The sequence below is a fragment of the Dyella sp. LX-66 genome (assembly GCF_018599165.1).
GTDB lineage: Bacteria > Pseudomonadota > Gammaproteobacteria > Xanthomonadales > Rhodanobacteraceae > Dyella_D > Dyella_D marensis.
This window is the reverse complement of the sequence record NZ_JAHFVJ010000017.1, coordinates 12,627-26,856: the sequence shown is the minus strand read 5'-3', so window position 1 is coordinate 26,856 and position 14,230 is coordinate 12,627. Positions and strand designations below refer to the sequence as shown.

General features: G+C 67.1%; 11 protein-coding genes. 7 read left to right on the top strand and 4 right to left on the bottom strand.

The features are described from left to right. Nucleotides 1–400 precede the first annotated feature (400 nt). Genes KK141_RS21165 through KK141_RS21140 form a run of 6 tightly spaced genes read left to right on the top strand, consistent with a single transcriptional unit; the run spans nucleotide 401 to nucleotide 6,486 of the window. The gene (locus KK141_RS21165; protein WP_345777624.1) at nucleotides 401–1,363 is read left to right on the top strand and encodes an aldo/keto reductase; all 963 of its coding nucleotides are present in this window, start codon (nucleotides 401–403) and stop codon (nucleotides 1,361–1,363) included. Then, a complete protein-coding gene (locus KK141_RS21160; protein ID WP_214573004.1) occupies nucleotides 1,360–2,235 on the top strand; it encodes an amidohydrolase family protein in 876 nt (291 codons plus the stop codon). The genes KK141_RS21165 and KK141_RS21160 overlap by 4 nt, the downstream gene beginning before the upstream one ends. A gap of 37 nt (nucleotides 2,236–2,272) precedes the next feature. After that, a complete protein-coding gene (locus KK141_RS21155; RefSeq protein WP_214573003.1) occupies nucleotides 2,273–3,019 on the top strand; it encodes an SDR family oxidoreductase in 747 nt (248 codons plus the stop codon). A 10-nt stretch (nucleotides 3,020–3,029) separates the two neighbouring features. Next, complete coding sequence (locus KK141_RS21150; RefSeq protein WP_214573002.1) at nucleotides 3,030–3,887, top strand: fumarylacetoacetate hydrolase family protein; 858 nt, start codon at nucleotides 3,030–3,032, stop codon at nucleotides 3,885–3,887. 44 nt (nucleotides 3,888–3,931) lie between these two features. After that, nucleotides 3,932–5,263, top strand: a complete 1,332-nt coding sequence (locus tag KK141_RS21145; RefSeq protein WP_214573001.1) for an enolase C-terminal domain-like protein — start codon at nucleotides 3,932–3,934, stop codon at nucleotides 5,261–5,263. Between the two features lie 14 nt (nucleotides 5,264–5,277). Further along, the gene (locus tag KK141_RS21140; protein WP_214573000.1) at nucleotides 5,278–6,486 is read left to right on the top strand and encodes an alpha-hydroxy acid oxidase; all 1,209 of its coding nucleotides are present in this window, start codon (nucleotides 5,278–5,280) and stop codon (nucleotides 6,484–6,486) included. Nucleotides 6,487–7,003: 517 nt separating this feature from the next. On the opposite strand, the gene KK141_RS21135 is transcribed toward KK141_RS21140, so the two are convergent. From KK141_RS21135 to KK141_RS21120, 4 genes are all read right to left on the bottom strand, one after another. Next, complete coding sequence (locus KK141_RS21135; RefSeq protein ID WP_214572999.1) at nucleotides 7,004–9,778, bottom strand: TIM-barrel domain-containing protein; 2,775 nt, start codon at nucleotides 9,776–9,778, stop codon at nucleotides 7,004–7,006. A gap of 395 nt (nucleotides 9,779–10,173) precedes the next feature. After that, a complete protein-coding gene (locus tag KK141_RS21130; RefSeq protein ID WP_214572998.1) occupies nucleotides 10,174–10,986 on the bottom strand; it encodes a hypothetical protein in 813 nt (270 codons plus the stop codon). A gap of 221 nt (nucleotides 10,987–11,207) precedes the next feature. Beyond that, the gene (locus tag KK141_RS21125; protein ID WP_214572997.1) at nucleotides 11,208–11,663 is read right to left on the bottom strand and encodes an SRPBCC domain-containing protein; all 456 of its coding nucleotides are present in this window, start codon (nucleotides 11,661–11,663) and stop codon (nucleotides 11,208–11,210) included. 85 nt (nucleotides 11,664–11,748) lie between these two features. Beyond that, nucleotides 11,749–12,894 carry an NAD(P)/FAD-dependent oxidoreductase gene (locus KK141_RS21120; protein WP_214572996.1) on the bottom strand — a complete coding sequence of 382 codons (1,146 nt, stop codon included), beginning with the start codon at nucleotides 12,892–12,894 and terminating at the stop codon, nucleotides 11,749–11,751. Nucleotides 12,895–12,957: 63 nt separating this feature from the next. On the opposite strand from KK141_RS21120, the gene KK141_RS21115 reads away from it, so the two are divergent. Further along, nucleotides 12,958–13,416, top strand: coding sequence for a MarR family transcriptional regulator (locus KK141_RS21115; protein ID WP_214572995.1), 459 nt, complete (start codon nucleotides 12,958–12,960; stop codon nucleotides 13,414–13,416). Nucleotides 13,417–14,230 lie beyond the last annotated feature (814 nt).

Below are 14,230 nucleotides of genomic sequence, written 5' to 3'. Positions count from 1 at the left end.
CTGAAGTGGTTTCGTGCCGGTCCACGCCAAACCTCCCCTTACTTCCCCAGATGCCGCTGCGGCGGCGATTTCGCCGGCCGAGTGGAACTTCGCCGACTTCACCGGCGAACCGATGGTTCATATTTACTTAGATCGTTTCAAGTCGCGTTGCAACACAAATTTCATCTGTCTTACGCACTGGCCGATTTCCACTTGTAAATACACATTTCATAGGTGCACACTGATTCGATACCCGGCGCGGGCATTTGAGAGGGGACCCGCGCATGGGCCAAAGTCCCCGTCCGAGCCCTCACCGAGGCCGGTACCGGGGGCGCCCAGCGAGCGGAGTTTCTGCATGGCCGATCCAGGCATTCCCAACCCGCGAGGCGCCGAGCGGCGCCCGCCCCGGCGAGGTCCCGCGGTGTCGCGGCTCGCCTTCGGCGGTGCCCCCATCGGCAACCTGTACGCGGGAGTGGACGAAGCGAGCGCCCGCCTGGCGGTCGAGCGCGCCTGGCAGCACGGCATCCGCCATTTCGACACGGCGCCCTACTACGGCTACGGCCTGGCCGAGGAACGCCTCGGCGGCGCGCTGGCCGGCGTACCGCGCGCCAGCTACACCCTGTCTACCAAAGTCGGCCGCCTGATCGAGGACGCGCCCGGCCGCGACCCGCTGGCCGACGGCTTCGACGTGGCCGGCAAGCGCGCGGTGTTCGACTACAGCCGCGACGGCGTGCACCGCGCGGTGGAAGCCAGCCTGCGCCGCCTGGGCGTCGACCATGTCGACGTACTGCTGCTGCACGACATCGGCGCCCTCACCCATGGCGCGCAACACTTGCGCGTGCTGCGCCAGGCGCTGGACGAAGCCCTGCCCGCCCTGGCCGAGCTGCGCGAGCAAGGCGTGTGCGATGCGATCGGGCTGGGCGTGAACGAAGAAGCCGTGTGCCTGGAAGTGATGCCGCGCTTCGAGCTGGACGTGATCATGCTGGCCGGCCGCTACACCCTGTTCGAGCAGGAACAGAGCGCGCAGGTCATGGCGCAGGCGCTGGAACGCGGCGTGTCGATCTTCGCGGCCGCGCCGTACAACTCCGGCCTGCTCGGCGGCGAGCGGCCCGGCGACACCTACAACTACGCGCCGGCGGACGCCGCGGTGCGCGCGCGGGCGCAGCGCTTCTACGACGTCTGCGCCGAAGCCGGCGCCAGCGTCGGTGCCGCCGCCTTGCAGTTCCCGCTGTTCCATCCGGCCGTGGCCACCGTGGTCTGCGGCATGCGCACGCCGGACGAAGCCGATGCCGCCGCCGCCCGGCGCGACGCGGCGCTACCCGCCGACTTGTGGCCGCGCCTGCGCGACGCCGGCCTGCTGGGCGAACATGCCGTGACGCCATGAACGCGATCGACGCCCACCAGCACTACTGGCGCATGCAGCGCGGCGACTACGGCTGGCTCGACGACGCGCCGCACGTCCTGCGCCGCGACTTCCTGCCGTTCGAACTGAACCCGCACCGCGCCGCCGCCGGCGTGCAGCGCGCGATCCTGGTGCAGGCCGCGCCGACCGAGGCGGAAACGCGCTTCCTGTTCGAACTGGCGCAGGCGGACCGTGCCGTGGCCGGCGTGGTCGGCTGGGTGGATGTCGAAGCGGCGGACGTCGACGCGCGCATCGCTGCCCTGGTGCGCGACGGCAACGGCCTGCTGCTCGGCCTGCGGCCGATGGCGCAGGACATCGACGATCCGGACTGGCTCGCGCGCAGCGAGCTCGACGCCGCCTTCGCCAGCCTGCAGTGCCACGGCCTGGCCTTCGACGCGCTGGTGCGCCCCGACCAATTGCCCGCGCTGCTCGCGCGCCTGGAACGCGAACCGCAACTGCGCGCCGTGCTCGATCACGGCGGCAAGCCCATCGTCGACGGCGTCGCCAGCTTCGATGCCTGGGCCGGGCCGATCGCCGCCCTGGCCGCGCGCACCTCGCTGCACTGCAAGTTCTCCGGCCTGCTCACCCAGCTCGCGCCGAACCTGGCGGAAGCCGCGCTGGCGCCCTACATCGAGCACCTGTTCGCCTGCTTCGGCCCCGCGCGCCTGCTGTGGGGCAGCGACTGGCCGGTGCTTACGCTGCGCGGCGATTACGCGCACTGGTTCGAACTGGCGCGCGCCTATGTGCAGCGCCTCGCCCCCGGCCACGAGGAAGCGATCTTCGGCGGCAACGCCGCTGCCTTCTATCGCCTCGCGCCGATGACTTATCCGCACCGCAAGGAGACCACGCCATGATCGCTCGCTCCATCGACACCACGCCGGAGCTGCCGGCATGAGCGGCCGTCTCGCCGGCAAGCATGCACTGGTCACCGCGGCCGGCGCCGGCATCGGCCGCGCCACCGCCCTCGCCTTCGCCCGCGAAGGCGCGCGCGTGCTGGCCACCGATATCGACGAAAAGGCGCTGGCCGCGCTTTCCGCCGAAGCGCCGGACGTGCACACCGAACGCCTGGACGTGACCGACCCGGCGCAGATCGACCGCCTGGTCGCCAGCCATCCGCCGTTCGACGTGCTGTTCAACTGCGCGGGCTTCGTGCACGCCGGCACCATCCTGGACACCGACGACACGGCCTGGAAGCGCTCGTTCGCGATCAACGTCGACAGCATGTTCCACCTGTGCCAGCGCCTGCTGCCGGCCATGCTGGAACGCGGCGGCGGCAGCATCGTCAACATGTCCTCGGTGGCGTCGAGCATCAAGGGCGTGCCGAACCGCTTCGCCTATTCGACCACCAAGGCGGCGGTGATCGGCCTGACCAAGTCCATCGCCGCCGACTTCGTATCGCGCGGCATCCGCTGCAACGCGATCTGCCCCGGCACGGTGAAGACGCCCTCGCTCGGCGACCGCGTGCGCGCGCTGGGCGGCGACGAGGACGCGGTGTGGCGCGGCTTTGTCGAACGCCAGCCGATGGGGCGCCTGGGCACTCCCGAGGAGATCGCCATGCTGGCGCTGTATCTGGCTTCCGACGAAGCAGGCTTCACCACCGGCACCGTGCACATCGTGGACGGCGGCTGGTCCAACTGAGGAATCGAACATGAAACTGGTTCGCTACGGCGCCCATGGCAACGAGAAACCCGGCCTGATCGACAAGGATGGCGTGCTGCGCGACCTGTCCGAGCACGTTGCCGATATCGATCCCTACGTGATCAACCGCGAAGGCCGTGCGCGCCTGGCCGCGCTCGATCCTTCCACCCTGCCCGCGGTCGAAGGCACGCCGCGTTTCGGCGCCCCGGTGGCGCCGGTGAGCAAGATCATCTGCGTCGGCATGAACTACGCGCGCCACGCCGCCGAAACCGGCCAGCCGGTGCCGGAGCAGCCGGTGCTGTTCATGAAGGCCACCACCGCGATCATGGGCCCGAACGACGACGTGGTGATTCCGCGCGGCTCCATCTGCACCGACTGGGAAGTGGAGCTGGGCGTGGTGATCGGCGAGACCGCGCGCGATGTATCCGTCGACGAGGCGCTCGCACACGTGGCCGGCTATATCGTGATCAACGATCTTTCGGAGCGCGAGTTCCAGCTGGAACACGGCGGCCAGTGGGTGAAGGGCAAGAGCTGCGACACCTTCGGCCCGCTCGGCCCCTGGCTGGTCACCACCGACGAAGTGACCGATCCGCAGAACCTGCACCTGTGGCTGGAAGTGAACGGCCACCGCTACCAGGACAGCAGCACCAGCGACATGGTGTTCGGCGTGGCCAAACTGGTCAGCTACATCAGCCGCTACATGACCTTGCTGCCCGGCGACGTGATCAGCACCGGCACGCCCGCCGGCGTAGGCCTGGGCCTGAAGCCGCCGACCTATCTGCGTCCCGGCGATGTGATCGAGCTGGGCATCGACGGCCTCGGCCGGCAACGCCAGCAGGTCCACGCCCACCCGGCCGACGCGCGCTGAGCGCCGGCCCATCTTTTTTCAACCGGCAGAGGGAGGCCGGCCGCATGGCGACACGTGCTCCGGTGAAGATCACCGCGCTAGATACCTACGACATCCGTTTCCCCACTTCGCGCCAGCTCGACGGCTCCGACGCGATGAACCCGGATCCGGACTACTCCGCCGCCTACGCGGTGCTGCGCACGGACGATCCGGCGGGCTTGGCCGGCTACGGCCTGGCCTTCACCATCGGCCGCGGCAACGACGTGCAGAAGGCCGCGCTCGATGCGCTGCGTCCGTATGTGGTCGGCCTGACCCTGGATGAAGTGACCGATGATCTGGGCGGCTTCGCCGCGCGCATGGTCGGCGACTCGCAGCTGCGCTGGCTGGGGCCGGAAAAAGGCGTGATGCACATGGCGATCGGCGCGGTGATCAACGCCGGCTGGGATCTCGCCGCGCGCCGCGCCGGCAAGCCGCTGTGGCGCTATATCGCCGAGCTTTCGCCGGAGCAGTTGGTCGCCGCCATCGACTTCCGCTATCTCAGCGACGCGCTGACCCCGGACGAGGCGCTGCAGATGCTGCGCGCTGCCGAGCCGGCCAAGTCCGCGCGCATCGAACAGCTGCTGAAGGAAGGCTATCCCGCCTACACCACCTCGCCCGGCTGGCTCGGCTACACCGACGAGAAAATGCTGCGCCTGGCGCGCGAAGCGGTGGCCGAAGGCTTCCGCACCATCAAGCTGAAAGTCGGCCTGAGCGTGGAAGACGACGTGCGCCGCTGCCGCCTGGTGCGCGAAACCGTCGGCCCCGACGTGGCCATCGCGGTGGATGCCAACCAGCGCTGGGACGTGCACGCCGCGATCGACTGGCTGCGACGCCTGGAAGGTTTCGACCTGGCCTGGATCGAAGAACCCACCAGCCCCGACGACGTGCTCGGCCACGCCGCGATCCGCCGTGCCGTGTCGGTGCCGGTGTCCACCGGTGAGCACACCCACAACCGCGTGATGTTCAAGCAGCTGTTCCAGGCCGGCGCGGTCGACCTGGTGCAGATCGACGCCGCGCGCGTCGGCGGCGTCAACGAGAACCTGGCGATCCTGCTGATGGCGGCGAAGTTCGGCGTGCGCGTATTCCCGCATGCCGGCGGCGTGGGCCTGTGCGAGCTGGTGCAGCATCTGGCGATGGCCGACTTCGTGGCGATCACCGGCCGCAAGGACGACCGCGCGATCGAATTCGTCGACCACCTTCACGAGCATTTCGACGACCCGGTGACCATCCGCGACGGCCATTACCTGGCGCCCACCGCCCCCGGTTTCTCGGCGCGCATGCATGAGCGTACGCTGGCCGAGTACCGCTTCCCCGATGGCCCTGTTTGGCAGGAGCCGCCGGCCGTGGCGGCGCGCTGAGCAGGAGCCGGAGCATGGCCACGCCGATCACCAACGTACTGGACCTGCGCGAACTCGCCCGCCGCCGTGTGCCGCGGGCGTTCTTCGAGTACGCCGACCGCGGCGCCTACGACGAGCTGACGCTGCGCGACAACCGCGCCGCGTTCGAGCGCATCCGCTTCCGCCAGCGCGTGATGATGGACGTGGACCAGCGTTCGCTCGCCACCACCGTGGTGGGCCAGCCGGTGTCGATGCCGCTGGCTATCGCGCCTACCGGATTGACTGGCTTGCAGCACGGCGCCGGCGAAATCCTCGGCGCGCGCGCGGCGCTGAAGGCGGGCATTCCGTTCTGCCTCAGCACCGTGTCGATCTGCTCGATCGAGCAGGTGCGCGCGGCGGTGAATGCGCCGTTCTGGTTCCAGCTCTACGTGATGCGCGACCGCGGCTTCGCGCGCGACCTGATCCGCCGCGCCAAGGACGCCGGCTGCTCCGCGCTGATGCTGACGGCCGACCTTACCGTGCAGGGCCAGCGCCACCGCGAGATCAAGAATGGCCTGAGCGTGCCGCCCAAGGTCACCCTGCGCAATCTGTTCGACATCATGAGCAAGCCGCGCTGGGCCTGGAGCATGGCGCGCGCACCGAGCCGCTCGTTCGGCAATCTGGCCGGGCGGATCGAGGGCACCGGCAGCCTGACCACGCTGGCGCAGTGGATCGCCAATCAGTTCGATCCCACGCTCAACTGGAAGGATCTGGAATGGATCCGCGAGTTGTGGCCGGGGAAGTTGATCCTCAAGGGGATCATGGACGAGGAGGATGCGCGGCTGGCGGCGGCGCATGGGGTCGATGCGATCGTGGTGTCCAACCATGGTGGGCGGCAGCTCGATGGGGCGCCGGCGAGTATCGAGGTGTTGCCGCGGATTGCCGATGCAGTTGGCGATGATCTCGAAGTTTTGTTCGATGGTGGGATTCTCAGTGGACAGGACGTCTTGAAGGCGCTGGCGCTGGGGGCGCGCGCCGGGTTGATCGGCAAGGCGTTTCTTTATGGGTTGGGGGCCATGGGGGAGGAAGGGGTGGCGCGGACGATCGAGATCATCCGGAAGGAGTTGAGTGTGAGCATGGCGCTTACGGGGCAGACGGATGTGCGCCGGGTGGGGCGGGATGTGATTTGGCGGGATCAGGCTGTGGCTGCGAGGCCGATGTTTTTGCCGTTGCCGGTGGGGTGTGGGGCGCAGGGGGCGCCCTGAGTTGTCGTCCCGCACTTGCTCGTCATCCCGGCGTAGGCCGGGATCCAGTAACGGTATCGTTCGATTGTCGCGTTACCGCGACTTGGCCGCTTATGCAGCGGGCATTTCGGACGCCTGCCGGCGCCCGAGTCACTTTTTCTTTGCTGGCCCAAAGAAAAAGTAACCCAAAAGAAATGGCCTGAGAGCAACGGCTCGCGACGCGACTAGAAGGAGCAGTGGCGGCCGTGGAAACGGATTAACCAGAGTCGACACGAAACGGCAGTGCGTTTACGTGACGCGTCCTTCAACGTGCCGTTGCCGAGAGGACGTTCCGCGACTGAGGCCAGCTTTTGCTCTTCGCCCCTGTATGCGACGCCACCCCACTTCTCCCTCTCCCCTCCGGGGAGAGGGAGAAGTGAGGGGTCTCTCGGAGCGCAACGTGAAACCCTGCCATACCAACGTGGCGAGGTGCGTGAAGGTGTGGGTGTTGGGGTTCGCCTGCGGCTCACCCCAACCTACGCCGGGATTGTCGCTTCATTCAATGCCAACTCAAGCGCACCGCTTCGCGCACCGACCGCGCTGGCACCGTCGCCGTCGCCACGCCTTCCTTCGCATTCCACTTCCACGCCTGCCCTTGCTTGCCGTCCACGGTCAAAGCACCGGGCTTTTTTGCCGCATGAAGGCGCAGCTCGTATGCGCGCTTCTGCACCTGCCCCTTGAACTCGCCCTGCGCGGCGTCGATCGTCAACTCGTGCGTGCCGTCCTGGCCGGTGCTGTGGTGCATGGTGGTGATGGCGTGTCCGCCTTTGTCGTAATCCAGCGATACGCCGTCGTCCTCGTAGAGCGAGAAGCTGCCGTCGCCGTCGCCGAATACGTGCAGGATCAGCGTGTCCAGCGGCTTCGCGTCCGAGTAGTCGCTCGGTGGCTGCATCGGCACGATGGCGCCGGCGCGGGCGAATACGGGAGTGTCATCGGAGGCGTAGCGGGCGGTGAAGGTGGTGTCGCCCTGATAGCGCTTGCCTTTGAAGAAATCGACCCACTGACCGGGCGGCAGATAGACCGTGCGCTGGCCGCTGGTGTCGAGCACCGGTGCCACCAGCAGGTCTTCGCCGAAGAAGTATTCGTAGGGCTGCTTGTAGGCCTCTTCCAGCTCCGGATGCTGCAGGTACAGCGGGCGCAGCAGCGGCAGTGATTCGGTATGCGCGAGCCAGGCGTAGGAATAGATGTAGGGAATCAGCTGGGTGCGCAGGGTGAAGTATTTGCGCATCAGCGCCAGGCCCTTGTCGCCATACATCCACGGCATGCGCGTATTGCCCTCGCGCGGATTGGCATGGGCGCTGTGCATGCGCAGCAGCGGGCTGAAGGTACCGAACTCGATCCAGCGGGCGTAGAGGTCGAAGTCGATCTTGGCGCCGTGGAAACCGCCGATATCGTGGCTGATGTAAGGCACCAGCACATTGCCGCCGCGCGCGGTGAACGCCACTTCATAGGCCAGCACCGGCCATTCCGAATAGGTGTCGCCGGTAAAGAAGCCCGGATAGCGCTGGCTGCCCCAGTCGCCGTAGCGGCCGAGGATAAAGCCGCGCTTGCCGGTAGCCTGCGCGCTGAAGTCGTAGAACACCTTGTTGGTCCACAACTGCGAATTGAGGCCCGGCATCCCGGTGGCACCGCCACCGCCATCCACCCACCACAGGTCCACGCCCTGGCGCATCAGCGGCTCGTGCAGCCGGCGCATGAAGACCTCCGCCTGGCGCTGGTCGGACAGATCGAACGCGATGGGTTCCGGCGGATGCACGTCGCGCAGCGCCACCGGCCCGCGCAGCAGGCCGCCGCCGCCGCGGCCGGGTTCCACGCGCAGGGCGATGTGGATCGTCTCGCCGGGCTTGGTCACCGCCGCGACGTCGGTATAGGTCAACCGCTGCGGCCACTGGATCTGGCTGTGCTGCAGCTCCTGGCCGTTGACGAAGATGCGGTAGCTCTGGTCCACCTCGCCGAGCACCAGATACAGCGTCTTGGGCAGATCGGCCGGCAGGCGCACGTCGCTGCGGTACCAGGACACGCCCGCATAGTTCGGCTGGCCCTGCACCTGCCAGGAGCGGTCGGTCTGGATGCTCTTCCAGCTGCGCGCATCGAAGTCGGACGCGTACCACTTGGCCTTGATGCCCACGTCGCGCGGATCGATCGCGAAACGCCAGCGGCCGGACAGGTCCAGATCGAACGACGGCCTCACCAGCGGCGGCTTGCCCAGTGCCTCCAGCACGCCGGGTGCATGGCTGTCGTCGAAGGACAGGATGCTTTCCTTGGTATTGGCATAGCCCGGATGATCGTTGAGCCCGAGCTTCACGCCGCGCCCGTGCAGCCAGGTGACGAAGCGGTCCGGTTGCGCAATCAGCGGGCTCCAGTCGTAGCCGCCGTCCCAGCCGTAGTTGTGCCAGGCGAAATCCAGCACCAGGGTGTCGAACGGAATGCGCGCGGCGCGCAGGCGGCTGACCTCGTCCTCCAGCATCTTCCGGTTGTAGCGCTGGAACGCGGGCTGCTTCGCTTCCGCGGTGCCGGGGAAGTATTCGAAATTGAAATCGGTGATCCACGGGCCGAGCACGTAGCGCGGGATCATCGGGATCTCGCCGCTCAACTGCGCGTACTCGCCCAGCGCCTTGCGGTAGTCGTTGCCGTAGGCGAACAGATACCAGTCCTGCCCGCTGCGCTCCTTGCGCGGCTCGATCCATTGCGAGGTCTTGTTCCACAGCGGCGTGCCGCTGTCGTCGACGAAGGCGTAGCCGCTGCGGCTGAGCAGGCCGGGCTTGGCTTTCTCCAGCTTCACCTCGATGCCGGGGATCACGTCATTCACCGGGCTTTCCAGCGGATTGCCGGTGAGGTTGGCCTTGCTGACGTTGTCCAGCGAATAGGTCAGGCCGCCGAGGTTCTGCGCGTCGTCCGCGCCGGGGTGCCACTCACCCGGTTTTCCGGCGGTCCAGGTCACCTTGAGGTTGTCGGCGTTGAAGGGGCCGGAGTTCAGGCGATAACGCAGGGTCATCGCGTCCGTGCCGGCCACCAGCCAACCCTTCTCGCGCGATACGTGCACGGTGACCGGCGCCCAGTCGCGCTTCTGCATCACCGCGGTGGGCGCGTCCACGAAGGCGCCGCCGGGGGAGTACTCCATGCGCACCAGGGTCGGCGTAAGAAAGGAGAAGCGCGCATGGTCGGCCACCACCACCGGCTGGCCGGACTTCAGCGGCACCTGGGCACAGGCGGCCAGGCACAGCGAAGCCAGCAGCACCGGCCAGGCGGGCCATCTCGGACGGCGAACGAACATCGGGTACTCCCCCTTCCTTCAATGTCGGCGCCCGATGACACGGTCGTAGGCGTCGGCCAGGCGCAACGTCAGGCCGGCGCCGGGGCGCGCGTGGATACCGGGCGGAAGCTAGCGCAATGGCGGCAAGGAGTGGAGAGGCGCAAGCCGCCATGGCAGGCATCTGCTGGCCTCGTCACATTCCTGGATGCGCGGCGCGGCCTTGGGGGTAGGCCCAAAAAAAACCCCCGAGAAATCCGTCTCGGGGGAAGAACGACTGCGGTATGCGTCACCGCAGGAACGCACGGGCTATTGCCCCGGACCCAGCGCCTCGGAGAGCGCCGCCTTCGGTGCCGGGACAGGTACAGCATGGGCAAGCACGACGCCGCGCGCCATGCGGCGAACTCTGAAATTGCGGCTCAGCCGCCCATGCCGGGCAGTGCGTCGGCGATGTAATCGCGGCTTGCCCAGCTGCCGCCCTCGCCCGCTTCCGCCGCATGGATGCGCGCCCGCCCGCCATCCGCGGCCGGCATGGCCGAGACGGCGCGGTTGCGCGGATCGCGCGCGCTGCGCTCGTCGATCTTCACCATCAGGCCGTCGGCGATATCCAGCCTGGCCGCGATGCGGCTGCCGTCGGTGAACTGCACCAGCACGCTGACCACCGGGCTGCGCGCGCTGTCGGTGGTGTGCAGATAGGCCAGGCTGCGCCGGGTGATGCCGAGGTCCAGCGGAATCCGGCGCAGGATGTCCGCCTGTACATAGCCTTCGAAATAGCGGCGCTGGCGCGCGTCCTCCAGCACGTCGTAGACCGAGATGCCGGGATCGGGGTAGTCGGAGACCGGGATGACCTTGCGGTTGAAGTAATCCACCGCCTCCCTGGCCGAATCGACGATGCGCAGCGTGTAGGTCTTCTTCCAACCCATCGGCGCCGCGTCGTGAAAGCGCAGCAGCTGCGCGAACGCCGATTCGACTTCCGGCTCGGTCCACTTGCGCCGCACATCGTACGGCAGCGCCTGGCCCCAGCTGCGGGCCACGCCGTACTTGTGCAGGGTGCGCGTGGAGGGATCCCCTACATAGACCTCGGACCACGCCTGGCCGTGTTCGACGCGCCCGAGCATGGCCTTCTCCTGTTCCGGCGTGCATCCGTCGCACCAGTACAGGTCCGCCGCGCGGACCGCGCCGGAAAAACACAGGCAGGCTGCCAAGGCCATCGCCGGTAGCCGGCCGATCAAGAATCTGCTCGTTCCCATGCCGATGGCCTACAACGCTCTTCCCGCTCGCCTACAGCAACGTTCCAACAGCGGTGCGCAGAAAAGCAATCGGCGCGATCCAAAACACTAGGAAATGGATAAGGGACCGCAGGCTGCAAAAGCAGGAAAAGTCGCAGAAAAACCTAATGTGCGAGCGGCTTCCCGGCGTGGCTCATTCAGTCAATTCTGATTTCTTAGGAATATCACGCATGCTTTTCGCGGCCATGGCGGGATGCCGCCTGTCGCGCGATCGCATCCAGCGTGCCGCCCCAGTAGAAAGCGAGATGGCGGAAGATCACTTCAGTGGGGAAGGTGTGCGCCTCGAAGTCCAGCCGGGTCTGTTCGCCCAGCGGTGTAAGGCGAAACTCCAAGACGGTGTAGCTGGAGGGCTCGTCCGGCAGTCGGGATACGGAACTGAGGTGCGTATAGCTCAAGCGCCGTTCCGGTTCGAAGGCCAGCACCTTGCCGCGATTCTCGAAGCGGCCGGTGTGCACGCCGCGCACGCTGACGGCGCCGCCGATGCGCCAGTCCGCGCTTACTTCGAGTTTCATGGCGGGCTCGCCCATCCAGTCGCGCATGAGGTCGGGCTGGGTGAGGCTTTCCCATACGGTGGACGGGGGCGCTTCGATGGTAACGGATTCGATGATTCGGTCTGGCATGGAATAGTCCGATAAGTAACCACGAAATATCGTAGCTCGCCTGGCGACTTATCAGAGTACGCCGCGCCCTCTCCCGCGGCGGCCTTCAGGCCGCCTGGGGTCGCGCCGCATGGCTGCGCCAATGCTCCAGCGACAAAGCCAGCCCATCGTGCGAAAGCTGGGTCGCCGCGGCTTCCGCCGAACCCTCGGCCGCCTCGATGACCCGCTCGAACATATGCGCCTCGTAAGCCGCCACCGCGGCATCCCAGTCGCCGCCACTCACCAGTTGCATGGCCAGCTCTGCCGCATCGAGCATTGCGGCATTGACGCCCTCGCCGCCGAACGGCGACATCAGATGCGCGGCATCGCCCAGCAAGGTGATGCCGCGGCGGTGCGGCCAGCGATGGCCGACGGGAAGCGCGTGGATGTAGCGCGGCGCGATGGCGTCGTTGCTCGCGCGGATCAGGTCCAGCAGCTCCGGCGCGAAGCCTGCGAACTGGCGCAGCAGCTCCGCGCGTGCGGCCACCGGATCGGCGACATCGAAGCGGCGCTCCACCCACGCCATCGGCACCCGGAACACGGCATAGCCGCGCAGGTGCGCGTTGCCGTTGCGCTGGACGATCAAGCCCTTGCCCTCGCCTTCCGCATCCAGCTTGCCGCGCCCCACCAGCAGCGACAGCGCGGGGTGCCGGTCGTCCACCTCGTCAATGCCGAACTCGATAAAAGCCAGGCCGCTGTACTGCGGCAGGTACGGCGACAGCAGCGGGCGCAGGCGCGACCATGCGCCATCGGCGCCGACCACCAGGTCGAAGTTGCCGGCGAAGCCGTCCGCCAGCAGCAGCTGCCAGCCACCATCGGCGTTCTGCCGCACTTCGCGCACGTCGCTGTTCCAGCGCACGCAGTTGTCAGGCAAGGATGCGAGCAGCATGGCGCGCAAGGCGGTGCGGTCGACCTCGGGCCGGTTGCCGCCGGCGGCGTCGGCTTCCTCGTAGAGCACGCGGCCGTGCATGTCGAGCAGCTTCGAACCCTGGTCCTCGTAGCGCGCGATGCGCAGGAACTCGTCGGTGAGCCCCGCCAGCGCCAGCGCGTGCTGGCCGGACTCCTCATGGATATCCAGCGTGCCGCCCTGCGGCCGCGCCAGCGGGTCGGCCTCGCGCTCGAATACCGTGGCCTGCCAGCCATGGCGATGGAGGATGCGCGCCAGGGTAAGACCGCCAGGGCCGCCGCCCGCGATCGCGATACGAGGTTTCATTGCCGGCCCTCGCCGAAAAAGATAGGATGCTATTTATCCTGAGATGCATAGGAGCCTATGTCAATGGGCAAATCGACCGCTTCCACCCCGATGCGCCCCCGCATCGGCCAGCTGATCAACCGCGCCAGCCGGCTGCTGCTGCGCGCTGGCGATGCGCGGCTACGGCCGCTGGGGCTGGCCGGCGCACAGATTCCCGTGGTCGCCATGCTCAAGCACCACGGGCCGATGACGCAGAAGCAGCTCGCCGAGATGGCGCAGATCGAGCAGCCGTCGATGGCGCAGACGCTGGCGCGGATGGAGCGCGACGGGATGGTGGAGCGGCGCGCCGATCCGGCGGATGGGCGCAGCAGCTTCGTGCACCTTACGGAGTTGGCTTTGGGCAAGTTGCCTGAGGCGCAGAGGGTGTTGAATCTTGGTGAGCGGAGGATGCTGGCGGGGTTGGAGGAGGGGGAGGTTTTGGTGTTGATGGGGTTGTTGCAGAGGGTGGTGGGGAACCTTGAGAGGGAGATGGGGGTGGCGTGAGACGCTACCTTCTCGTCATTCCGGTTTGGGCCGGAATCCGCCCTTACTCGTTGTGCCGACGTAGGTCGGAATCCGCTTTGCTCGTCATTCCAGCGAGAGCTGGAATCCAGGGCCTTTGCGCTTGATGTTGCGCTGGCGCTTGGGTGTCTCGCCTTTGGCGAGTGTTTCGTGCCGCTGCCGCGGCCCGAGTTACTTTTTCTCTGCGTGCCCAGAGAAAAAGTAACCAAAAAGAGAGGGCACCCTGCTTGGCGCCCTCAGCAGCAAAGCTGCTGAGGGTCCGTGAGGGCTGGCCGGGCTTTTTGACAGGGCATCCATGCCCTGATCAAAAAGGCGAGGACTCCTGTCCTCGCCCCCTGCGGGGCCTGATCGTCCAGCCCTCACCGCCGGCGCCAAGGGGACCCGGTAGATCAAGAGCAAGTGCAGGAGCGAAAGCAAAAGCGCGCAAGCGGAACGCCGCGGCTGCGCCGCATGCTCTTCGCTCGATTTTCGCGTCTGCCGTCATCCCCCTCTCCCCTCCGGGGAGAGGGTTGGGGTGAGGGGCCGGTCGGAGCGATGCGATGAACTTCGTAGCGACTCGCTCTTAAAAACTCGAAGCGATCCACAACAAACATCGCACTCCAACTAACACATCGCCCTTTGAAGCACCTCACTGACACCACAACTCTTCAACCTCAACGCGATTGCCATTCCCACGCACCACGCGCATCCGCAACACGCCTACGCAAATCCCCTCTCTCCTGTCGTCCTCACCCGACAGACACTCACACCATGCTTTGCTAGCGTGGCGAAGTTGCGTGTTGCATCACTTCGCACG